Raw genomic sequence first — 22,016 nt, 5'->3', positions numbered from 1 at the left:
ACCCTAGGACGGCTCGTGGTTCTGGCCCTCCCGGGCAAGGGCCGTCAGCCGGGAGACTGCACGGAAGTACTTCTTCATATACCCGCCCGTCATCATCTCTTCGGTGAAAAGCTTGTCGAACGGAACACCGCTGGCGAGGATGGGGACGTCCTTGTCGTACAGCCGGTCCGCCAGGACAACAAACCGGAGAGCCACAGCCTGCTCCGTAATGGTTTCGACGTTGCGCCACACCACCCCGTCGATCCCGTCGATCAGTTGGCGGTAGCGGCTGGGGTGCACACCGGCCAGGTGGTGGATGAGGGAGGCGAACTCGTCCTGGGCCACGGTCTTGCCATCGAACTCGGCTTTCATGTGCGCCGTCAGTTCGCTGTTCTTGAGCGGCGCCGGCGGGGTGGGCAACCCGCGGTGCCGGTAGTCCTCGCCGTCGATCCGGATCACGTCGAACTGGTCCGCCAGGACCTGGATTTCGCGCTGGAAGTCGACGGCGGCAAAGCGCCCCTCACCGAGCGAACCCGGCAGGGTGTTGGACGTGGCGGCAAGCTTGACGCCGGCGTCGGACAACTCGCGCATCAGCCTGGACATCAGAACCGTATCGCCCGGGTCGTCCAGTTCGAACTCGTCGATGCAAACCAGCCTGTAGGTGCTCAGGGCGTCCACGGTCTTGCGGAACGACAGGGCACCTACCAGGTTCGTGTACTCGACGAACGTGCCGAACGCCTTGGGCCCGGGCGACGCATGCCACAGCGACGCGAGCAGGTGGGTCTTGCCCACGCCGAACCCGCCGTCGAGGTAAATCCCTGCCCGGGTTTCGTCCTTCTTGCCGAAGAGCTTCTTGAACAGGCCACCCCCGTTACCGGATTCCACGCCTGCCGCGAAGTTCTGGAGGGCGCGCACCGCCGCGGCCTGGCTGGGCTGCCGCGGGTCCGGACGGTAACTGGCGAAGGAGACCTCGCCAAACCTCGGCGACGGATAGAAGCCCTTGAGGAGTTCATCCACCGAAACTGCCGGGGTGCGGGCGGCAAGCTGTTCGATCTGTACCAAGGTGGTCCGTTCTGCTGCTGGTAGGAGGTCCCCAGAAAGGATACCGGCAAGAAGGTTGGGTCCCTCCGCTTCCCCGGCCTTGCCCGCCCGGGCGTGAGGAAGGCAACATTTCGTCCTGTTAACGGAATACGGACAACATCCCGGCCGCTGGCTAGTGTGGGAGCAGGTCCCAACTCCGGTCCCGCGGGTCTCCCGTGTTCTCAATGAAAGGCCAATTTTCATGCCCTATCCCGTTGAACAGAACGAGAAATTCGCCGCCTACGCGCACCCGGAGCGGCTGGTTTCCACCGAATGGCTGGCTGCAGCGATCGAAAGCGGCGCCGTTGCCAACGGCAACCTTGTAGTGGTCGAGTCCGATGAGGACGTCCTGCTTTACGAAACCGGCCACATCCCCGGTGCCGTGAAGGTCGACTGGCACACGGACCTGAATGACGAGGTGACCCGCGACTACGTGGACGGTGCCGCGTTCGCGGAGCTCGCGGCGTCGAAGGGCATCTCCCGGGACAGCACCGTGGTGATCTATGGCGACAAGTCCAACTGGTGGGCTGCCTACGCCCTGTGGGTCTTCACGCTGTTCGGCCACCAGGATGTGCGGCTGCTCGACGGCGGCCGTGACAAGTGGATCGCAGAGGGCCGGGAACTCACCAAGGACCGGCCGGCGCCGGCACCGGGCAACTACCCCGTGGTGGAGCGGGACGACACCCCCATCCGCGCTTTCAAGGAAGACGTCCTGGCGCACCTGGGCACCGGGCCGCTCATCGACGTCCGCTCCCCGGAGGAGTACACCGGCCAGCGCACCCACATGCCGGCCTACCCCGAAGAAGGCGCGCTTCGCGGCGGCCACATCCCCACTGCCGCTTCCGTGCCGTGGGCACGCGCAGCCAACGCTGACGGAGCGTACAAGAGCCGCGAGGAACTCGAAGCCATCTACCTGGGCGAGGCGGGCCTTGCCGAAGGTGATAACGTGGTGGCCTACTGCCGGATCGGCGAGCGTTCCAGCCACACCTGGTTCGCCCTGAAGTACCTGCTGGGCTTCGAATCCGTCCGCAACTATGACGGTTCCTGGACCGAGTGGGGCAACGCCGTGCGCGTTCCCATCGTGAAGGGCGCCGACCGCGGTTCCTTTCCCGTTGCGGTAGGAGTCTGACGCGGACTGTGTCCCGCGTAAACTTGTACCGATGACTACTCAAGCCTTGCCTTCCGCTTTGGCGGAGATCGTGGACGACTTCCAGGCCCTCAGCGAGCCCGAGCGGCTGCAGCTGCTGCTGGAATTCTCTGAAGGACTGCCGGAGCTGCCGGAACGGCTGACCAACCATCCCGAGCTGCTCGAGCAGGTGGTGGAGTGCCAGTCGCCGTTGTTCCTTACCATCGAAACGGAGAAGGACGACGCCGGCCGGCCGGCTGCCGTGCGCCTCTTCTTCAGGGCCCCTGTGGAGGCACCCACCACCCGTGGATTCGCCGGTGTGCTGCATGAGGGGCTGGACGGTCTCCCGCCCGAGGTGATCCTCTCCGTTCCGGATGACATGCCTGAGCTGCTGGGCCTCACCAGGGCGATCACGCCGCTGCGCATGCGGGGCATGACCGCGATGCTGGGGCGGATCAAGCGCAAGGTGGCTGCCGCCTCCGGCGTCCCGGCCTGACCCGCAGCACATGGCACGCAAAAGCACTTCACAGGGAACCCCGGCCACAGCGGCACTTGCCGCGGCCGGGGTTCCCTTTGTGCTGCATCCCTATGCCCACGATCCTGCCGCGCCCAGCTATGGCACTGAGGCGGCCGAGGTCCTCGGCATCGACCCGTCGCGGGTGTTCAAGACGCTGATGGTGGAGGTCGAAGGCAGGCTGGCAGTGGGCATTGTGCCGGTTAGCGGCAGCCTGGACCTGAAGGCGTTCGCCGCAGCGATGGGCGCGAAAAAGGCTGCCATGGCTGATCCTGCTGCCGCCCAGCGGCGCACGGGGTACGTCCTGGGCGGTATCTCGCCGCTCGGCCAGCGGCTCCCCTCCCCCACAGTGCTGGATTCCAGTGCCACCGCCCTGGAGACCCTGCTTGTCTCCGGCGGCAGGCGCGGGCTGGACATCGAACTCGCTCCGGCGGACCTGGCGCGCCTCACCAGCGCCGTGGTGGCGCCAATCGCCTCCCGAAGCTAGGGACACCTAAACCCCGGGCTGCTGTGAACTGGCCGTCACCGACCCTGCCCGTGCAGCGCCGGGGTTGAGCCTCGGCGCCAACTGCTGCCGGAGCCAGGCTTTCACCAACCGCTCCCAGCGTTCCCGGTCAACGTTCCATTCCTTCGTATGCCGGGCGTGGTTGAACGTCTCGAAGGTCACCATCTCCGGGTTCCGCTCGGCCAGCAGCGCGGAGGGCTTGTACGGCACATATTCGTCGTCCACACTGTGCAGGATCAGCGTGGGCGTGCGCAGTTCCACGGCACGTGAGACCCAGTCCATGACCTTCAGGTCCACTGGCGCCGCCAGTCCGGTGAGCCGGCGGCCCAGCGGATGGCCCAGCATCAACTGCCCGTAGCGCCCCACCAGGGACGGGATGCGGTTGATCTGGGCATGGTGGGCCAGGACGTTCACCCAGTCGATCACCGGGGCATCCAGCACCATGGCGCGGATCAGGTGGCGGTACCGTGAGAGATCGGCCGTCTGGAGGCAGATCGCACCGCCCATCGACCACCCGAAGAGCACAATCTCCTCGGCACCGTTGGCCAGCGCATATTCGATGGCGCCCTCGATATCGCGCCACTCCGTGGTGCCCAGGCCGTACCGGCCGTCGTCAGCCGACGGCGCCAGGCCGTCGTTGCGGTACGACACCAGGAGGCTTGTCAGCCCCAGTTCGAGTGCCGGCCCCACAGCGCGCAGTGCCTCCTGCCGGCTGGCACCGCGCCCGTGCACCATCACCGCCCAAGTCCTGGCGGTACCGCCGGCCCGCACCAGCCAGGCCGGCGCCTCGCCGCGTTCCACCGGAACCATCACGTCCTCCGCCGGAATTCCGACGGCGGCCGGGTCCGGGTAGACAGCGCCGCTCCACCAGCCCCAGCGGGCCGCTGAGAGGTCCCCCGCGTACACTGCTTCCACCTCACGCAGCACCGTCCGTTCCGCGGGTGAATAGGAGACGATGCGGCCGATGCGCGCGTGGCCCTTGCCGCCGTCGAAGAAGAATCCGTAGACGCCATCCACGGTGGTGTCGTCGGTGGCGGCGAATATCACCTGCTGCCGGGATCCTTCCCGGATGACGGCCAGCACCTCCTGGTCCGCGGCACGCTGCCGTGCAGGAGTGATGACACGGCGGGCGAAATAGACGGCCAGCGCCGAGGACCCGGCTGCCAGGAGACCGGCCAGGGAACCGCCGGAGATGGCACCGGCCACCGCCCACTTTGCCCTCAAAGACATCCCGCCGGTATCCGCGGAACGTTCAAGATGGGCTGGGCGGGTGCGCTGGAAAAGGGCCATGCCACTATTCTTACCGTCCGCGGACGCCACACCGCATTCCGCCCTGCCGGGCCAACCCGGCGGTGCAGGGGGAACCGCGTGCGGCTCCCCCTGCCCGGGGCTAGGCTAAGGCCATGAGTGATCCCATCGTCATCCTGACCGAAGAACCCCTGGGGGCGGACGACCGCAAAAACATCGAGCGGCTGGTGGACGGGACCGATGCCCGCCTGCTGGTGCTGGTGCCGGGTAACACCGAGCGCCATCTGCTGGTGGATTTCCTGGAAAACCTCTCCCTGCTGGAGATAGCCAAAGCGTTCCGGGAACTCACCGCGCATGCCCCCGATCCGAACGTGGAACGGGCACAGGCAGCCGAGACCCTGACGGCATCGGTTGCTGCCCTGGAGGGCCTGGGCAGCGGCGTCGCCGGCGAGGTTGTTGTTGGCGGAGCGGTGAACGGCCTGGTGGCCAAGGTCAGGGAAACCGGCGCGTCGCAGGCGGTGGTGATCACGCGGCCGCATGCAGTCGCTGACACCTTCCACACCGACTGGGCCAACAAGGCACAGGACCAGCTGGGCATCCCCGTCCTGCACCTGTACGCGGGCTCGGGATTTATCGGCGACTCCTGAGCGTTGATATTCCTATGAGCATCTTTGGCAACAGCATTTTCGGTAACAAGGCCACCCACGCCGTTACGGATCCTGCGGCGGCTCCCGCCGCGGCGGAGCCTGAAGGAACAAACACAGTCCGGAAAAGCGACGCAGAATGGCGGCAGGAGCTGACACCGGAGGAGTACTACGTCCTCCGGCAGGCCGGCACCGAACGTCCCTTCACCGGTGAATACTGGGACACCCATACCGCAGGCGTTTACCAGTGCCGTGCCTGCGGGACGGAACTGTTCACCAGCAACGAGAAGTTCGATTCCCACTGCGGCTGGCCCTCGTTCTGGGCCCCGTTGGCTGAAGGTACTGTCCGCTACATCCATGACCGGACCCTTGGCATGGACCGGATCGAAGTGCGCTGCGCAACCTGCGACTCCCACCTCGGCCACGTGTTCGAGGGTGAGGGCTACCCCACCCCAACGGACCAGCGCTACTGCATCAACTCGGTGTCTTTAAAGCTGGTGCCGCGGGAGAATGCGCAGGTCAGCACGGAGGAAACACAGGGCTGACCCATCAGCAGCCCACAGCCTCAAGCTGCACGGCACCACGCCGAGCAATAGCATTTCTTGGGCTACTGCTGTTTTGACATTAGTCCTTCTGGTTGCTTGCTACGCTCGCCGCAGACAGTAAGCAACCAGAAAGGCAGCCGACCATGACCGAGACCCTGACTACCGCCGCCACGGGGATCACCGCCGGCAACCAGGACTGGCTGCGGCTCAAGGCCGCGGCCAGCGCCCTGCAGGCACTCCAGGTCCAGGACGGTTCCATCCCGGACGCTTCGGCCCACGCCGAAGCAGGCCGGCAGGTGGACACCATCGTGGACGCCATCCGGGCCCTGGCGCCTTCCTTCCCGCACGATGCCGCATACCTCGGGGCAGCCTGCACCGACTTTGCCGGCTGGGCCGCCGGCGGATTCGGTGTGCCCAACTTCCTCTCCTCCCTGCTGGCGTTCCAACCGCAGGAACAGCGCGTGGACGGGCTGCAGCACCTGGCGGTGTTTCCCATGTACACCCAGAACGGCAGCAGCAGCCGGCTGGTGGAAGCCGTCCTGATAGAGGTCATCTGGCCGGAATTCATTGCCGGCCTGGAAGCCGGAGAGTACTCTAACAAGCTGTTCGTCCCCATCCGTTTCCTGGACTTCACCGCAGGCTACGACACCAACTCGGCAGTCCTGTTTCCCGAGACCGTGGCGGTGAGCCGGACTCCCACCTTCACCTGGGGCGCCATCTTCGCGGACCGGGAGGCAGCCCGGTTCCGCCGCGTGCTGAAGGCAGCAGCCGCAACCACCAGCCTGGAACTTCCGGAAGGCGCGGCGGAACTCCTCGCCGACCAGGACCTTACCGAGGCCACCTTCGTGATGTGGGACCTCATCCACGACCGCACGCACATGCGCGGCGACCTGCCGTTTGACCCCTTCATGATTAAGCAGCGCATGCCCTTCTTCCTGTACTCACTGGAGGAACTCCGCTGCGACCTCACTGCCTTCCGCGAGTCCGTCCGGATCGAGAAGGACGAGGACGCAGATCCGGTGGCGCGCCGCCACGCCAAGCTGGTGCAGTACGCCATCATCTTCGACCGGATCTTCCGCTTCGCCATCACCGGCAGCCGCGTCCGGAACTACGACGGCCTGGGCGGGCAGCTGCTGTTCGCCTGGCTGCACCAGCAGCACGTCCTGCACTGGACCGACACCCGCCTCTTTATCGACTGGGATGAGGTGGCGGACGCCGTCATCGCCCTCGGCGCCCGGATCGACGACCTGTACTGGCGGTCCATCGACCGGCCCAAGACCGCGCACTGGCTTGCCGCATACCAGCTCATTTCGGCCACGGTAACGCCGCACCCCGCATCCATCTGGGCCAAGGGCCCGGACGCGCTTCCGCTGTCCGGCGCACCGAAGGGCCTGACCGACCAGGTGCTGGACGACGAATTCCCCCTGTCCATGTTCTACGAGGCACTGGAGAAGAAGATGCGCCCCGTAATCGAATCCACCGCCGGCATCACCGGCACCTCCGCACTGTGAGCGGGCCCCAAAGCCATGCCGGGCCGGGCCTGACCGTCCTGGTCACGGGGGGCAGCGGAGCGTCGGGCGTAGCCGTCGCACGCGCCCTGCACAAGGCCGGATACAACGTTTTCACCGTCGGCTCCCACCGGGACAGGATCGAGGCGGCCGCACAGGAGGCGGGCGGCGTCAAGGCGCTCACCTGCGACCTGGCAAAGCTCGACGACGTCCGGCAGCTGCGCAGGGATGTCACCGCTGCCGCCGGGCGGGTGGACGCGGTGATCCACCTTGTGGGCGGCTGGCGCGGGGCCAAGGGCATTGCCGGGCAGTCTGACGAGGACTGGGACTTCCTCCACCGGGCCGCCGTCACCACGCTGCGGAACGTGTCCAGGGTGTTCTTCGAGGACATCGCGGCCTCCGGGCACGGCCGGTTCGCCATCGTCTCTTCCACCGCTGTGGAGAAGCCGGCAGCCGGGGTTGCCAGCTACGCCGCCGCCAAGGCGGCCGCCGAAGCCTGGACCATGGCCGTGGCGGACGGCTTCCGGAAGGCCTCGGAAGCCGAAGGCGGCGGGCAGGCAGCCGCCGTCGTGCTGGTGGTGAAGGCCCTGGTGGATGACGCCATGCGCCGGAGCCACCCGGAGCGGACCTTCCCCGGGGCAACGGACGTGGAGGAGCTGGGGGCCGCCGTCGAACAACTCTTCAACACCCCGGCAGACGAACTGAACGGTATGCGGCTTCGGCTGGCGGACCAACCTGCGCAGGGACAGTACCTAGACTTGGAAGCGTGAGCAAAGGCATGACGACAACAGCAGAAACAGGGGCCGCGGTCCGGCTCCACGACCCCAATGTGCGCGGCTTTGCCTCGGACAACTACTCCGGGGTCCATCCGGAAGTACTTGCCGCGCTGGCCGCAGCCAACGACGGCCACCAGGTCTCCTACGGCGAGGATGACTACACGGCCCGGCTCCAGGAAGTGATGGAGGAACACTTCGGGGCCGGCATCGAATGTTTGCCGGTGTTCAACGGGACCGGTGCCAACGTACTGTCCCTGCAGTCGCTGCTCCCCCGCTGGGGTGCCGTGGTGTGCGCCTCCACCGCCCACATCAACATGGACGAGAACGGCGCCCCGGAGCGCATCGGCGGCATCAAGCTGCTCCATGTCCCCACACCGGACGGCAAGCTCACGCCGGAACTGATCGACCGCGAGGCCTGGGGATGGGGCGACGAGCACCGCGCCCAGCCGCTCGCCGTTTCCATTACGCAGACCACCGAGCTCGGCACCTGCTACACACCCGAAGAAGTGCGCGCCATCGCTGACCATGCCCACGCCCGCGGCATGAAGCTGCACATGGACGGGGCAAGGCTGGCCAACGCCGCAGCGCACCTCCAGGTCCCCCTCCGGGCCTTCACGCGCGACGCCGGGGTGGACATCCTGTCCTTCGGCGGCACCAAGAACGGCCTGCTGTTCGGCGAGGTCGTGGTGGCGCTCAATCCTGAGGCCGCGCACGGACTTGTGTACCTGCGGAAGATGAACATGCAGCTGGCGTCGAAAATGCGGTTCATGTCGGCACAGTTCCTCGCCCTCCTGGAAGGCGACCTCTGGCTGCGGTCCGCCTCGCATGCGAACGCCATGGCCGCCCGCCTGCGTGCCGCCGTCGACACCATCGACGGCGTCCGGCCGACCCAGAAGACGGAGTCCAACGGGGTCTTTGCCGTCCTACCCGCCGGAGTGGCGGACAGGCTGCGCACGTCCTTCCGCTTCTACGACTGGAACGAGGCTGCCGGCGAAGTCCGCTGGATGTGCTCCTTCGACACCACCGAGGAGGATGTCGATGCGTTCGTTGCTGCGATCCGCCATGAGCTGCGGGATTACGGAAGCGGGAAGGCCGGCTAGGCCGCCGGTAACGGCGAGCCTTCACGGCCAGCCCGGGCCTGTTGCGTAATCTGCCAAGGTGAACGCACTGGACCAGGTTCCCCCGGATTTCCTCCACGCCTTGGGAACCCTCAGGAAAGCGCAATGCCGCAAGGAGCTCCGCCTTGCGGAAATACCTGCGCCGGCGCGCCTGGCGCCGTTCGCCGTCGCGCTGGGGGCGGAGGTCATGGCGCCCGGCGCCGGAACGCCCGGCATGCCCCTGCACGGCCCCGCGGCCATGGCCTTTGCGGCCTCGGCGGGGGCAGGGGACGAGACCGAAACGGAACTCGCCACCGGACGGTTCATCCTCCTCCACGACCCTGAAGGCTCCGATGTCTGGGACGGCGAATTCCGGATCGTGACCTATATCCGGGCCGAACTGGAGCCCGAGATGGGCAACGACGAGATGCTGGGCACGGTGGCGTGGACCTGGCTGGTGGAAGCCCTCGAAAACCACAAGGCCCAGTACCGGGCAGCCGGCGGCACCACCACCCGTGTCCTCTCGGAGAGCTTCGGTACCCTGGCGGAACGTCCGGGCACCATCGATATCGAACTGCGCGCCTCCTGGACCCCCGCTTCCGCGGACGTCACGGCCCACCTGGAAGCATGGTCGGACATGGTCTGCACCTTCGCCGGCCTGCCACCCCTGCCCGACGGCGTCACGCCCCTGCCGCACCGGCGCCGGAACTAGTGCCAGGCCGAGGGCAACGCCCGCGCCGCGGCAGGCCTGCCCCTGTGCTGCCCGGTAAACTGGGGGGACCATGACCCCTAAGATTCCGGACAACACCACGGCCGGCGCCCCGGCTGCTGATACCGCACCCCACATCACGGTGGAAGGCTTTGACAGCCCCATCCCCGAGATCATTGAACTGGCGGCGCCCCGTGAGGGTGTGCCGCTGGTCATCGAAACCCAGGCCGGCCTGGAACGCTGCGCCGCAGCAATTGCCGCCGGAACAGGCCCCGCCGGCGTCGACGCCGAACGTGCCTCCGGATTCCGCTACGGGCAGCGGGCTTTCCTGGTCCAGATCCGCCGTGAAGGCGCGGGCACCTGGCTGATCGATCCCGAGCCGTTCGAAAACCTGGATATCGTCAATGACGCTTTGCGCGGAGTGGAATGGATCCTGCACGCGGCCAGCCAGGACCTGCCGTGCCTGTCAGAGCTCGGCATGTGGCCCGACAAACTTTTCGACACCGAACTCGCGGCCCGCCTCGCCGGACTGCCCCGCGTGGGGCTCGCCGCCGTGATCGAGCAACTGCTGGGATTCGGCCTGGCGAAGGAGCACTCGGCGGCCGACTGGTCAACCCGCCCGCTACCGGAACCCTGGCTCCGCTACGCAGCGCTCGACGTCGAAGTCTTGAGCGAACTGCGTGAAGAACTTGTTGAACTGCTCGAGGCCGACGGGAAGCTCGAATACGCGGAGCAGGAGTTCGCCGCGATCCTCGCCGCCGGCATCGCCCCGCCACGGATTGATCCCTGGCGCAAGACCTCCGGACTCCACCAGATCAGGGACCGCCGGCAGCTTGCCGCCGTCCGGGAACTGTGGCTGGAGCGCGACTCGCTCGCCCAAAAACGGGATGTCGCGCCGGGCCGGCTGATCCCCGACTCGGCCCTCGTGGCTGCCGCCAAGGCAATGCCCGCCACGGTGCCGCAACTGCTGGGCACCAAGGGGTTCCACGGCAGGGCTGCGCAGCGCGAGGCGCCGCGGTGGCTGCGGTGCATCGCGACGGCCAGGGACCTGACGGAGCTTCCCCCGCTGCACCTGCCCACCAACGCGCCTCCTCCCCCGCGCGTCTGGGCCGACCGCGATCCGGAAGCCGCCGCCCGGCTCGCCACTGCCCGCCCGCTGCTGCAGGAGAAGGCCGAACAGCTGAACCTGCCGCTGGAGAACCTGCTGACCCCCGATTTCCTGCGGCGGTTGGCCTGGCGTCCGCCGGCCGGGGTCACCGAGGCATCGGTGGCCGCCGAGTTGCGGGCCCTCGGAGCGCGGGAATGGCAGGTGGAGCTGACAACCCCCCTGATCACCGGCGCTTTCCTCAATCCGCAGCCCCTTCCGCCCAGGGAGCCGAAGGCGGCCACGGTTCCGGTGCCGGACGAGTAGCGGCTCGGACCGGGAACCAGCACGCGTTCAGGCCGCCGCTCCCCTTGCAGGCTAAGTTACCCACGAGTAACATCAGGGCTGTTGTCCACCCTCCATCCGCAGCCAAAGGAGCCACGGTATGAGCGCCGCAGACTTCGCCGAATTCGCCAGCCTGTTTCCGGACGAGACGGTGACCCACTCCTATGTACGGGACATCGGGCTGCCCGCCGCCGGCGGGAAAGCAAGCCCGGGAACCCTTGCCCTGATCACCCTGGACAACGGCCAGGACCACCCCACCACACTGGGCCCAAACACCCTGGTGGAGCTCGGCACGGTGCTGGAAGGCCTCCGGGACAGGGCAGCGCGCGGGGAGATTGTGGGCGTGGGTGTGACGGGCAAGCCGCATTACCTGGTGGCCGGCGCAGACCTGTCGGCGGTGAAGTCGCTGGATAAACGCGACCATGGCCTGCGGATGGCACAGCTTGGGCACGACGTCTACCGCACACTGGCCAACCTGGGTGTTCCCGGCTTCGCCTTCATCAACGGGGCGGCCCTGGGTGGCGGGCTGGAGGTGGCCCTGCAGTCCACCTACCGCACCGTCTCCACGGAGGCAGGTGCGCTGGCGCTGCCGGAAGCGTATCTCGGCCTGGTGCCGGGCTGGGGCGGGGTCTACCTGCTGCCCCGCCTGATCGGCCCGGAGAACGCGGTCAAGGTGATGATCGAAAACCCGCTCAGCAACAACCGGACGGTTACAGGGCCCGAGGCGTTCAAGCTTGGCGTGGCGGACGCCATGTTCGGGCCGGCTGATTTCCTGGCTGAGTCACTGCAGTGGGCGGCCCGGGTGCTCTCGGGCGAGGTGGTACCGGAACGTCCGAACGCCGTCGACCCCGCTGCGCCGGACGATGCCGGGCGGTGGGCCGCCGCGGTCGCGGCAGGCCGGCAGTTCGTTGAGGCCAAGACGTCCAACGCCGCTCCCGCGCCAGGCATGGTGCTGGACCTGATGGAAGCCAACCGCACCATGAGCCAAGCGGAATCCGCGGCCCGCGAGTGCGAGGTTCTGGCCGGGCTCATGCAGAGCGACGAGTTCCGGGCCACGGTGTATGCCTTCCTTGACCTCGTGCAGAAACGGTCGAAGCATCCGGCCGGTGCCCCGGACCGGAAGCTGGCCCGGCCGGTCGGCAAGGTGGGCGTGGTGGGTGCCGGACTGATGGCAAGCCAGCTGGCGCTGCTCTTCGCCCGCCAGCTCAAGGTGCCTGTGGTAATGACCGACATCGATCAGGCCAGGGTGGACAAGGGCGTGGGCTACGTCCATGGCGAGGTGGACAAGCTCGCGGCGAAGCAGCGCCTAACCCCTGACGCCGCCGAGGGCATCAAGGCCCTGGTGTCCGGCTCGGTATCCAAGGAGGTCTTCGCCGACGCCGACTTTGTCATCGAGGCCGTCTTTGAGGAACTGGCCGTCAAGAAGCAGGTGTTCGCCGAGCTCGAGGGCATTGTGCGGGCGGACTGCATCCTGGCCACCAATACCTCGTCGCTGTCGGTGACCGTCATGGCCGAGAATTTGCAGCACCCCGAACGGCTGGTGGGTTTCCACTTCTTCAACCCGGTAGCCGTGATGCCGCTGCTGGAAATCGTCCGGGCCCCGCATACCGGGGACGCGGTCCTGGCCACAGCGTTCGAATTCGCCAGGAACCTTCGAAAGAGCGGGGTGCTGGTCAAGGATGCGGCCGCGTTCGTGGTCAACCGGGTCCTGCTGCGGCTTTTGGGTGAGGTTACTGCAGCCTTCGACGAGGGCACTCCGGCTGACGTGGCGGACAACGCCCTGCGCCCGATGGGCCTGCCCATGACGCCCTTCACGCTGCTGGCGATGGTGGGACTGCCCGTGGCGCAGCACGTTCAGGAATCCCTCCACGCCGCGTTCGGCAGCCGTTTCCCGGTCTCCGCCAACCTGCGGAAGCTCATCGACAACGGCGTGAAAGGCCTCTGGGAGACCTCGCCGGACGGCACCCGTGCCATCCCTCAGGCCACACTGTCCCTGATGTCCTTCGGGGACGCCCCATCCACCGGGGACGAGGTGTTGCGGCGCGTCCAGGACGCCCTCGCCGAAGAGATCGGACTGATGCTGGAGGAAGGCGTGGTGGCAGGCCCGGAGGACGTCGACCTCTGCATGATCCTCGGCGCGGGCTGGCCTCTGTTCCTCGGCGGCATCACCCCTTACCTGGACCGGGTGGGGGCCGCGGAGCGGGTCAACGGCAAGCGCTTCCTGCCTCCGGGAGTGGCTTCCCCTCCTGCGGCCGGATAGCGGTCACCGTTCCGCCAGCCGGCCGTCCTCGAGGGCAAGGATCCGATGCGCTGCCGTCCGTGCGTAGGCCAGGTCATGGGTGACGAGCACGACGGCGGCGCCCTCCTCCGCTGCGGACCGGACGGCCGAGTCCAGTACCTGAAGACCGGCGCCGTCCAGTGCCACGGTGGGTTCGTCCAGTGCCAGCACCGAGGGCCGGCGCGCCAGGACCGTCGCCAGGGCAAGCAGCCGTTGGCGGGACGCGGCCAGCTCTGCCGGATGCTCCCCGGCTGCCGCCGTCAAACCGACGGCGGCCAGGGCCGCCCGGGCCCGCTCCCCCACCTCGTCCCGGGGAAAGATCCGGTCAAGGCCGAACGCCACCTCGCGCTGTACTGTCCGTTCGAACAGCTGGTCCCGGGGATGCTGGAACAGCACGCCTACGGAGGCAGCCGTGACGCCGACGGGCACTCCTGATATGTCGGCACCTCCCACCAGGACCGAGCCGCTGCCGGGCCGCAACAGCCCGTTGAGGTGCCGCAGGAGCGTGGACTTTCCGGCTCCGTTGGGTCCGGTGAGGGCCACGATCTCCCCCGGATGGACGGCGAAGTTGACGTTTTGCAGGACGTTCAGCCGGCCATCCCGTGATGCGGCGCTTTGCTGACGCCGGCGGAAAGGCCTGCTTCCATGGCGGCTTGCTTCCGGCTGGTAGCCGAAGGACACGCCGCGCAGCTCCAGGGCGGGTACGGCATCAGCCCGCACACGCGGTATCCCGAACGCTGCCTGGTCCGCCCCGCGGCACAGCGCATCCGGCACCCTCCCGGCGGCCTTCAGCTCAGCCGGGGTTCCACTGGCGCGGACCGTGCCGTCCGCCAGGACAATCCACGTGTCGGCGCCCAGTAACGGCCGCTCCGCCGCCTGGCTGAGGATTACGACGGCGGTGCCCGCCTGTACGAGGTTCCGCACCAGGGCTGCCAGCTCCGCGGCACCGGCAGCGTCGAGGGAGGCGAACGGTTCGTCCATGATCAGGACGCGCGGCCGGGTAATGATGGCGCAGCCGATGGCCAGCCGGCGAAGCTGCCCGCCGGACAGCCGTGAGGGGTCACGTTCCAGCATGTCCCCAAGGCCGAGCAGTCCTCCGATGTGCTCCACCTCTGCCTGCATGGCGGGTCTGTCCACTCCCGCGTTCTCCAGGCCGAAAGCCAGTTCTTCCGCCACGGTTGCCTTGACCGTGGAAAGGACGGCGGCGGCGTCCTGCGGGACGAAGCCCACGTGCCGTCCCCACTGCGCCGGGTCGATCCTGGGATCGGCGCCGCTTCCGCTGAATTCGAGGCGGGTGCCGGCCAGCTCCAGGTACCCTGCCAGGCTGCCGCTGACGCCAGGGTGGAGCCAGCCCGCGAGCAATCTTCCGAGGGTGCTTTTGCCGCTTCCGGAGGTGCCGAGGATGGCTGTGAGCGTCCCCGGGGCGAACGCGACGTCCACCCCGCCCAGGACCGGCGCGCCGCCATCATGGAAGGCGAAGTGCCGGATGCCGGCCGCAAGGGCCGGGCGGTTCTGTGCGGGCACGTCCTAGCCTCCCGTTCCGACGGACCAGAGCCTGGCAGCAACGGCTGCCGCGGCTGCCAGCACCAGGACGGCCCTCAGCAGCCGCTGCCCGGCAGGATCGGGGACGACGCGGTAGCTGGTGCGCGGGCCGGTACTGCTGAAACCGCGGGCCTCCAGCGCGGCAGCCCGTGTGCCGGCGTCGTCGACGAGTGATAGGACCAGCGGGACGGCCTGCAGCCGGAAGGCGGCCACCTTGTGCAGCAGGCCCCGCCGGACCACCAGCCCCCGGGATTCCTGGGCCTGGCGGATCCGCACGGCACGGTCCGTGATCGCCGGCAGCAGGGTCAGCGTGGACGCGGCCACAAACCCGAGCCGGCCCCGTACCCCACGGCTGGACAACACAGCCACCAGGTCCGGGATGCTGACGGCGAAGGACCAGGCCAGCAGGACCAGGACCACCGCGCAGAGCCGGGCTGCCCGCTCTCCGGCAAAGCCCAGTCCCTCGGATGTGATCCGCGCGGGACCCCACTCGGCGAGGACCGTGCTGCCTTCGGGAAACGCCAGGCCATGGACCATCAGCAGGGACGTCGCCAAAGGCACCAGCACGGCCGCAGCCGCGGGCAGTAACCGGCGCAGCGTGCCCGTCGCGCCCGACACTCCGAGGGCAGCCGCGGCCACGCCGAGGGACAGCGGCAGGCTCGCTGCCGCCGTCGTGATCACTGCTGTGCTGCCGGCAACCGCAAGCCCGGTCAGCGGATGGAGGCGCATACGGACTGTTGCTTAGGGAACCTGCGGTGCGTCCGGTGCAGCTGTTTCCTGTCCTGATGCCTCCGGGTCGGCCGCCCGGCCGGCCAGGACGCGGTGCCTGCGGACGAACGGAAACTGCAGCCGGGTGCGGCGCGGGAGGGCGTAGACCAGGACGGCCACTACCGTGAACACAATGGCTTTGTCCATGGGATCGGAGATGAGCGCCTGCTTGGTGATGGCGGCCAGGAGGGAGTCTCCCATGGAGCGGAAGGCGCTGACGATGGCACCGGTGGCCACGCCGGACGTGCCGCCAAACACGAATGCCGCCACCGGGGCGGAGACCACGCCGCCGATGATGCCGGTCACGAATCCGGCCACCGGGGCAAGGTAGAAGCGGCGGAACAGCCCGTAGCGGGCGGCCAGGCCGGCGAGGCAGCCGATCAGGGCGGCGCCGGCTGCGAACGGGAGGACTGTGGGGTTGAAGAAGGACCACACAATGCTGCTCAGTGCGCCGGTCGCGGCGCCGGCCGCCGGACCCGCCAGCACAGCGATCAGGACCGTGCCGATCGCATCAAGGTAGAACGGTACAAGGGTGCTGCCGACGAACTGGCCAAGCACGATGTTCAGGACCAGCGCCACGGGGATCAGCACCACAGTGGACGCCGGGAGGGTTGGCAGAACAGCGACGATGAGCAGCACGGCCCCAAGAAGGAAGCCGGACAGCGTGACCAGGGCGGGGACGCTGCCCGGTCCGCCGGTGATATCCGCGGGCTGGTTGAGCACGAGGTAGACGTAGGTTCCGGCGATGGCCAGGGCGCCGAGGATTTCCAGCAGCCGCCGCCTGCGGGCAGCGGCTGGGGCCGGGGACGGCAGCGTCAGGGAGGGCGATGACATGAAGGTTCCTTTGGGGTGCGGCACGGAGGGCCCGGTGTGCCGGGCCGTGCGGGACGCCGCCTATGTCACCTCGGCAGCAGCCGCACCGGAAGTTCCTGCCGGTGGGCCACGGCCCATTCTACTGCGTGCATTGCCTTCCCGTACTGCCGCGCCCGGCCTTGGTCAGCCCAGCCGGGAGGCGAGGCTTCCGACGACGGACACCAGCTCCGCGAATGCCTGTTCCGGATTGTTGTTGGTGACGATCCTGGCGTTCGGCGGGACGCCCCAGAGCCCGCGGAAATCCGCAACGGTGGTACCCAGCAGCAGCGGGGATTCTGTTTCTACATCCACCGTTGCCGGCCGGACGGTGTACTCCAGGGTTCCCGCCGCCACCCCCGCGGCGAAGAAGTCGTGGACATGCGCCAGGTATCCCTGGTCGTAGCGCCGGTGGAACTCGAAGTAGAAGCGCAGGGCATCGGACAGGTGCCGGACCACGGTGTTGCCGGAGGTGCTGCGTCGGCCTTCGGGTTGGTCCGGAAGCACCAGTTCGGGGACTTTCGAGCCGGCTGCTTCCGCCAGCTGGCGGAGATGGTCCGGGTGCATCTCCATCCGTTCGGTTGTGTCCAGCGAGCAGACCACCGGGAGTTTGTCCGCCGGCCGGCCGCGGTAGGCCGCGTACACCTCCTTGGCGGCGTGCGGATCCACGTGGGTGTTCCATTCGGCGGTAGGGGTGGTGTTCCCCTGGTAGTAGAAACTGCCGCCCATGATGACCACCCGGGCCAGCAGTTCGGGCAGGTCCGGTTCTTTCCGGAGCGCCAGTGCGAAGTTGGTCAGTGGCGCGGTCAGGAGGGCGGTCAGCTCACCAGGCCGGGCCCTCGCATGCTCAATCCACAGGTCCACTGCATCCCGGTCCGACACCTTTCCTGCCGGTTCAGGGAGCACGGCGTGTCCCAGGCCCTGCGGCCCATGGGTTTCCGGGGTGGTCAGCAGCGGCACGGACAGCGGCCTTCGTGCGCCAATGGCCACCTCGACGCCGGGACGCCCGCAGAGTTCCAGCAGGGCCAGCGTGTTGCGGGCCACCTGTTCGGCGTCGACGTTTCCTGGGGTTGCGGTCACCGAGACGAATTCGGTGTCCGGCAGGGCAGCCAGGTAGGCCAGGGCCAGGGCGTCGTCGATGCCGGTGTCGACGTCAAGCAGGAAGGATGTCACGGTTTGTTGGTTTTCTGGTGCCTAGAAGAGCGCGATCCTGGGTGCGGCAGGGAAGATTTCGTCCAGTTCGGCGAGGTCTTCCGCCGTGGGCTGCCAGTCGGCGGCGGCTGCGTTTTGCCGGACCTGTTCGGGCCTGGTGGCGCCGGCGATCACGCTGGCCACGGACGGCTGGGCGGCGAGCCAGGAGAACGCGACCTCGATTTCGGTGAGCCCGCGTTCCTTGGCGAACTGGCTGAACCTGCCGAGCTGCTCCCAGTCGGCATCGTGCACCATGTGCTGCCGCGTGTGGCTGAGCCGGGATCCTTCCGGGGCGTGGCCCGGCGAGTACTTGCCCGTCAGGAGGCCGTTGGCCAGCGGGAAGTAGGGAAGGACACCCAGCCCGAACTCCTCGGCCGCGGGGGTGACTTCCAGTCCGGCCCGCCGGTCCAGCAGGTTGTAGTGGTTCTGGGTGGAGATAAAGCGGGCGCTGCCCAGTTCACGGGCCACGTATTCGGCCTGCGCTATCTGCCAGCCTGCACGGTTGGAGTGCCCGATGTAACGGACCTTGCCGCCGGTCACCAGCGCGTCGAGGGCTGACAGTGTTTCATCGATGGGGGTCAGCGGGTCCGGGGTGTGGAACTGGTACAGGTCGATCCAGTCCGTGCCGAGCCGCCGGAGGGACGCTTCCACGGCCTGGATGATGTAGCGCCGGGAGCCGCGGGCGCCGAAGTCCGGCCCGCTCGCTCCCTTCATGTCCATCCCGAATTTCGTGGCCAGCACGGCGTCGGCGCGGCGGTTGCCCAGCGCCTTGCCGAGCATGGTCTCGCTGAGCCCTGGTTCGCGACCGTAGGTGTCGGCGACGTCGAACAGCGTGATTCCGGCGTCGAGGGCGGCGGAGACGACGGCGTTGGTGGCTTCCTGGGACTCCGTGGCGGTGTTGGCGCGGCCCAGGTTGTTGCAGCCAAGGCCCACGGTGGAGACGGTCAGGCCGGATTTACCGACGCGGCGGTAGCTGGTCATTCAGGTGCTCCTAGAGGCTGAAGCCGCTGGCGGGCTTGGCGGAGTGCTTGAGCTTGAAGGCGCCCGGCTGGGTGAACGGGGCGGCCGCGATGCTGAGCTTGGTGAAGTCCAGGTCCTCGCCGCGGGCGCAGACCTTGATGGCGTTGACCGCCTTGTTTACGTCGGGGCAGAGGCAAAAGATGTTGAGCTTGAAGTCGGTGAATTCGGAGCGGTCCACGGTGCCTAGCCCGCGCCAGGCCAGGTGGCTGATGAGGGCGTCAGTCGCCTTCTCCTGCAGGCGCCGGTCCCGGTCCGTTCCCTCCCTGGTCTTCAGCGCGAACTGCGCCACCACCCAGAACTGTTCCTCGTCCGGAATTTCGGCGTAGCCGTCTTCGGCGCACTGCGCGGCGAAGGCGTCCAGCAGGTGCTCTGCCGCTTCCGCGTCGTCGACGTCCGTCTCTTCGGTCTTGCTCTGGTGCCCCACCGTGCCGAAGTTCATCACGAACTGGCCGTACTCGTCGTCGAACCAGGCCTCGCGGAAGAGGAGCGTGCCCTCGTCGTCGCGCTTGTAGACCCTGACAATTGCGCTCATTCACGTCCCTTTGTGAACCATCCGACGTCCGTGCCGTCGAAGGGTGCCTGCTGTGCCTTGACGGCCTGGAAAAGTTTATTGGCCAATTCCTGGAGGGATTCGGCCAACGCCACCGGGTAGTCCATTTCCACCCGGTGCTCGGCGAATTCGTCCTCGTCGTCGATGAACACGCCGCGGCTTGCTGTCCGGACTACGTCCAGGTCCATGTCGATGACGTGGAACTCGGTGACCTTTGGCCGGATCGGGTTCCATTCGTGGGCCACGGCGAGGTCGATGTAGATCCGAACCCCGCCCGGGTGGGCGTCGTCGTAGAACGTGGCCACCCAGTCCCCCTCCCGGGGCACCAGCAGCACGGCGTCGGACCTCGTGTAGAACGCGGCGCCGGGCCGCGAACAGAACTCGTTGGTGCCCTGGAAGATCCACCAGCCGTAGCGGTCCTCCCCCAGGTAGCGGCCCGGTACCACCCAGTGGGCCTTGCCGTTCCACTTCCGATTGCGGGCAACCACGAGCTGCCCGGGTTCAAGCCGTTCCGGGATTCGGGCAGCCAACGGGTCCGCGCCCTCGCGATCCGCCAGCAATCCCGGATACTTCAGGTCGTCCTCTCCCCTCACAGGATTGGAAGGCTGCCGGTGGTGGGGTGCTGCTGCCCCGGCAACGGGCGCGCAAACGGGACCTTCGTCCCCAAAACCTGCGCGACGACGTCGTGCGTGATCTGCTGTGCGGTGAGCCCGACGCGCTCCAGGACCTGGGCACGGGTGCCGTGATCCAGGAACTCGACGGGCAGGCCCACCTCATTGAGGGCGGTGTCCACGCCTGCCGCCCGCATCTCCTGCCGGATGCGCGACCCCACGCCGCCGGCCCGGACACCGTCCTCGATGCAGATGACCAGGCGGTGGTGGGACGCCAGGGCGATGATGGAGCGCGGTACAGGAAGGACCCACCGCGGATCCACCACGGTGGTGCTGATGCCCTGGGCACCCAGCCGGTTGGCGACGTCGAGGGCAAGCTCGGACATGGCGCCGACGCTGACGATCAGGACGTCGTTTTCCGTGGAGCCGGAGGGGCGCCGGGACAGGACGTCCACGCCGTCGCTGAGGCGCTCCAGCGCTTCGATCTCGGCGCCGACAGACCCCTTGGAGAAGCGGACCACGCTGGGGGCGTCGCTGATGGCCACGGCTTCGCGGAGTTCCTCCCGCAGCCGGGTGGCGTCGCGGGGGGCGGCGAGGTGCAGTCCGGGCACGATCTGGACCATGGACATGTCCCACATGCCGTGGTGGCTGGCGCCGTCCGGGCCGGTGACGCCGGCGCGGTCCAGGACGATGGTGACGCCGGCCTTGTGCAGCGCCACATCCATGAGCAGCTGGTCGAAGGCCCGGTTGAGGAACGTGGCGTACACGGCGACCACCGGGTGCAGGCCGCCGAAGGCCATGCCCGCCGCGGACGCGAGGGCGTGCTGTTCGGCGATGCCGACGTCGATCACGCGCTCCGGGTGCCTTGCGGCAAACTTGTGCAGGCCCACGGGAATGAGCATGGCGCCGGTGATGCCCACGACGTCTTTCCGCTCGTCCGCGATGTCCGCGATTTCGTTGGCGAAAACGGAGGTCCAGGACTGCGCCCCGGCGGTGCCGGTGGGTTCGCCGGTCTCGGGATCGATGACGCCCACGGCGTGGAACTGGTCAGCCTCATGGGCCCGGGCGGGGGCGTAGCCGTGCCCCTTCTCCGTCATGGCATGCACGATCACTGGCCCGTTGTAGTGCTTGGCCGTGCTGAGGGCATGCTCCATGGCCTGGAGGTTGTGCCCGTCCACCGGGCCGATGTACTTCATGCCCAGGTCCTCGAACATGCCCTGGGGAGCCCACCAGTCCTTGATGCCCTTCTTCATGGCGTGCAGGCTCTTGTAGGTGAACTGGCCTGCCGGGCCGCCGCTCTGGAGCTTCTTCTTCCACCAGTCCAGGGCTACCTCGTAGGCCGGGGCTGCCCGGAAGGAATCGATGGTGGGCCGCAGCGAGGCGAGGTAGTCGGCGAACCCGCCCACGGTGGGCGCGTAGGACCGGCCGTTGTCATTGACGACGATGACGACGCGGCGGCGCTTGTCCGCTGCGATGTTGTTGATGGCTTCCCATGCCATGCCGCCGGTCAGTGCGCCGTCACCGACAACAGCGACGACGTGCCGGTCGCCTTCACCGGTCAGCTGGCGGGCACGGGAGATGCCGTCCGCCCAGGAGAGGGAGGATGAGGCGTGGGAGCTTTCCACGATGTCGTGCTCGGATTCGGCCCGGGAGGGGTACCCGGACAGGCCGCCCTCCTGCCGGAGGGTACTGAAGTCCTGGCGCCCCGTGAGCAGTTTGTGCACGTAGGACTGATGCCCGGTATCAAAGACAATGCTGTCCCGCGGCGAATCGAAAATGCGGTGCACGGCGAGGGTCAGCTCCACCACGCCGAGGTTCGGCCCGAGGTGTCCGCCCGTTTGGGAGACGTTTGTGATCAGGAAGTCCCTGATCTCCGAAGCCAGTTGCGTGAGCTGTTCTTCGGTCAACTCGTTCAGGTCCTGCGGATTCCGGATGGTGTCCAAGATTCCCACTGACCCCTCCTTCAGGTGGTAGACGTGCCGTTTAACTCTAACGCCTTGGCACAGATGGAAAGCCGAAGCCCCGGCTGGTCGGAGACCGGCCGGGG

The 22,016-nt window shown here is 67.8% G+C and carries 21 protein-coding genes; 11 read left to right on the top strand and 10 right to left on the bottom strand.

Annotated features, from left to right (window positions below; all coding sequences use genetic code 11):
- Positions 1-3: 3 nt before the first annotated feature.
- A complete protein-coding gene (gene zapE, locus ACLH0K_RS07885; protein ID WP_411376238.1) occupies positions 4-1,041 on the bottom strand; it encodes a cell division protein ZapE in 1,038 nt (345 codons plus the stop codon).
- Positions 1,042-1,261: 220 nt separating this feature from the next.
- Here zapE and ACLH0K_RS07880 point away from each other — a divergent pair, with 220 nt between their 5' ends.
- From ACLH0K_RS07880 to ybaK, 3 genes are read left to right on the top strand one after another with little or no spacing between them, the layout of a single operon-like run.
- The gene (locus ACLH0K_RS07880) at positions 1,262-2,188 is read left to right on the top strand and encodes a sulfurtransferase (protein WP_411376237.1); all 927 of its coding nucleotides are present in this window, start codon (positions 1,262-1,264) and stop codon (positions 2,186-2,188) included.
- Between the two features lie 31 nt (positions 2,189-2,219).
- Entirely contained in the window at positions 2,220-2,681 is a 462-nt protein-coding gene (locus tag ACLH0K_RS07875) for a SufE family protein (protein WP_411376236.1), read from the top strand.
- Between the two features lie 10 nt (positions 2,682-2,691).
- A complete protein-coding gene (ybaK, locus tag ACLH0K_RS07870; protein WP_411376234.1) occupies positions 2,692-3,186 on the top strand; it encodes a Cys-tRNA(Pro) deacylase in 495 nt (164 codons plus the stop codon).
- A 6-nt stretch (positions 3,187-3,192) separates the two neighbouring features.
- Here ybaK and ACLH0K_RS07865 read toward each other — a convergent pair whose 3' ends face one another.
- Entirely contained in the window at positions 3,193-4,494 is a 1,302-nt protein-coding gene (locus ACLH0K_RS07865; RefSeq protein ID WP_411376233.1) for an alpha/beta hydrolase family protein, read from the bottom strand.
- Between the two features lie 113 nt (positions 4,495-4,607).
- On the opposite strand from ACLH0K_RS07865, the gene ACLH0K_RS07860 reads away from it, so the two are divergent.
- From ACLH0K_RS07860 to ACLH0K_RS07825, 8 genes are all read left to right on the top strand, one after another.
- Positions 4,608-5,099, top strand: coding sequence for a hypothetical protein (locus ACLH0K_RS07860; protein ID WP_411376232.1), 492 nt, complete (start codon positions 4,608-4,610; stop codon positions 5,097-5,099).
- 14 nt (positions 5,100-5,113) lie between these two features.
- A complete protein-coding gene (gene msrB / locus ACLH0K_RS07855) occupies positions 5,114-5,641 on the top strand; it encodes a peptide-methionine (R)-S-oxide reductase MsrB (protein ID WP_411376231.1) in 528 nt (175 codons plus the stop codon).
- Between the two features lie 143 nt (positions 5,642-5,784).
- Complete coding sequence (locus ACLH0K_RS07850; protein WP_411376230.1) at positions 5,785-7,152, top strand: DUF6421 family protein; 1,368 nt, start codon at positions 5,785-5,787, stop codon at positions 7,150-7,152.
- Positions 7,149-7,919 carry an SDR family oxidoreductase gene (locus ACLH0K_RS07845; protein ID WP_411376229.1) on the top strand — a complete coding sequence of 257 codons (771 nt, stop codon included), beginning with the start codon at positions 7,149-7,151 and terminating at the stop codon, positions 7,917-7,919. The genes ACLH0K_RS07850 and ACLH0K_RS07845 overlap by 4 nt, the downstream gene beginning before the upstream one ends.
- 8 nt (positions 7,920-7,927) lie before the next feature.
- Positions 7,928-9,025 (top strand): threonine aldolase family protein, encoded by a 1,098-nt coding sequence (locus ACLH0K_RS07840; RefSeq protein ID WP_411376228.1) that lies wholly within the window; start codon positions 7,928-7,930, stop codon positions 9,023-9,025.
- Positions 9,026-9,083: 58 nt separating this feature from the next.
- Complete coding sequence (locus ACLH0K_RS07835) at positions 9,084-9,734, top strand: DUF3000 domain-containing protein (protein WP_411376227.1); 651 nt, start codon at positions 9,084-9,086, stop codon at positions 9,732-9,734.
- Positions 9,735-9,804: 70 nt separating this feature from the next.
- Positions 9,805-11,142 (top strand): HRDC domain-containing protein, encoded by a 1,338-nt coding sequence (locus ACLH0K_RS07830; protein ID WP_411376226.1) that lies wholly within the window; start codon positions 9,805-9,807, stop codon positions 11,140-11,142.
- Positions 11,143-11,260: 118 nt separating this feature from the next.
- Positions 11,261-13,420, top strand: a complete 2,160-nt coding sequence (locus tag ACLH0K_RS07825) for a 3-hydroxyacyl-CoA dehydrogenase NAD-binding domain-containing protein (RefSeq protein WP_411376225.1) — start codon at positions 11,261-11,263, stop codon at positions 13,418-13,420.
- 3 nt (positions 13,421-13,423) lie between these two features.
- Here the strand turns inward: ACLH0K_RS07825 and ACLH0K_RS07820 are convergent, their stop codons facing one another.
- The 8 genes from ACLH0K_RS07820 to dxs form a co-directional block, all read right to left on the bottom strand.
- A complete protein-coding gene (locus ACLH0K_RS07820; protein WP_411376224.1) occupies positions 13,424-14,962 on the bottom strand; it encodes an ABC transporter ATP-binding protein in 1,539 nt (512 codons plus the stop codon).
- A gap of 3 nt (positions 14,963-14,965) precedes the next feature.
- Positions 14,966-15,709: an energy-coupling factor transporter transmembrane component T gene (locus tag ACLH0K_RS07815; protein ID WP_411376223.1), complete on the bottom strand. Its 744-nt coding sequence runs from the start codon at positions 15,707-15,709 to the stop codon at positions 14,966-14,968.
- Between the two features lie 12 nt (positions 15,710-15,721).
- Entirely contained in the window at positions 15,722-16,582 is an 861-nt protein-coding gene (locus tag ACLH0K_RS07810) for an ECF transporter S component (RefSeq protein WP_411376222.1), read from the bottom strand.
- A gap of 162 nt (positions 16,583-16,744) precedes the next feature.
- Positions 16,745-17,770 carry a nucleoside hydrolase gene (locus tag ACLH0K_RS07805; protein ID WP_411376221.1) on the bottom strand — a complete coding sequence of 342 codons (1,026 nt, stop codon included), beginning with the start codon at positions 17,768-17,770 and terminating at the stop codon, positions 16,745-16,747.
- Between the two features lie 21 nt (positions 17,771-17,791).
- Positions 17,792-18,769, bottom strand: a complete 978-nt coding sequence (locus tag ACLH0K_RS07800; protein WP_411376220.1) for an aldo/keto reductase — start codon at positions 18,767-18,769, stop codon at positions 17,792-17,794.
- Between the two features lie 10 nt (positions 18,770-18,779).
- Positions 18,780-19,340: a hypothetical protein gene (locus tag ACLH0K_RS07795; protein ID WP_411376219.1), complete on the bottom strand. Its 561-nt coding sequence runs from the start codon at positions 19,338-19,340 to the stop codon at positions 18,780-18,782.
- Positions 19,337-19,951: a DUF402 domain-containing protein gene (locus tag ACLH0K_RS07790; protein WP_411376218.1), complete on the bottom strand. Its 615-nt coding sequence runs from the start codon at positions 19,949-19,951 to the stop codon at positions 19,337-19,339. Before ACLH0K_RS07790 ends, ACLH0K_RS07795 begins: the two co-directional genes overlap by 4 nt.
- The gene (gene dxs / locus ACLH0K_RS07785; RefSeq protein ID WP_411376217.1) at positions 19,948-21,921 is read right to left on the bottom strand and encodes a 1-deoxy-D-xylulose-5-phosphate synthase; all 1,974 of its coding nucleotides are present in this window, start codon (positions 21,919-21,921) and stop codon (positions 19,948-19,950) included. The genes ACLH0K_RS07790 and dxs overlap by 4 nt, the downstream gene beginning before the upstream one ends.
- Positions 21,922-22,016 lie beyond the last annotated feature (95 nt).

The sequence above is a fragment of the Arthrobacter sp. MPF02 genome (assembly GCF_046605375.1).
Lineage (GTDB): Bacteria > Actinomycetota > Actinomycetes > Actinomycetales > Micrococcaceae > Arthrobacter.
Note: the sequence above shows the minus strand (reverse complement) of the source record. Positions and strands in the feature narration are given on the sequence as shown.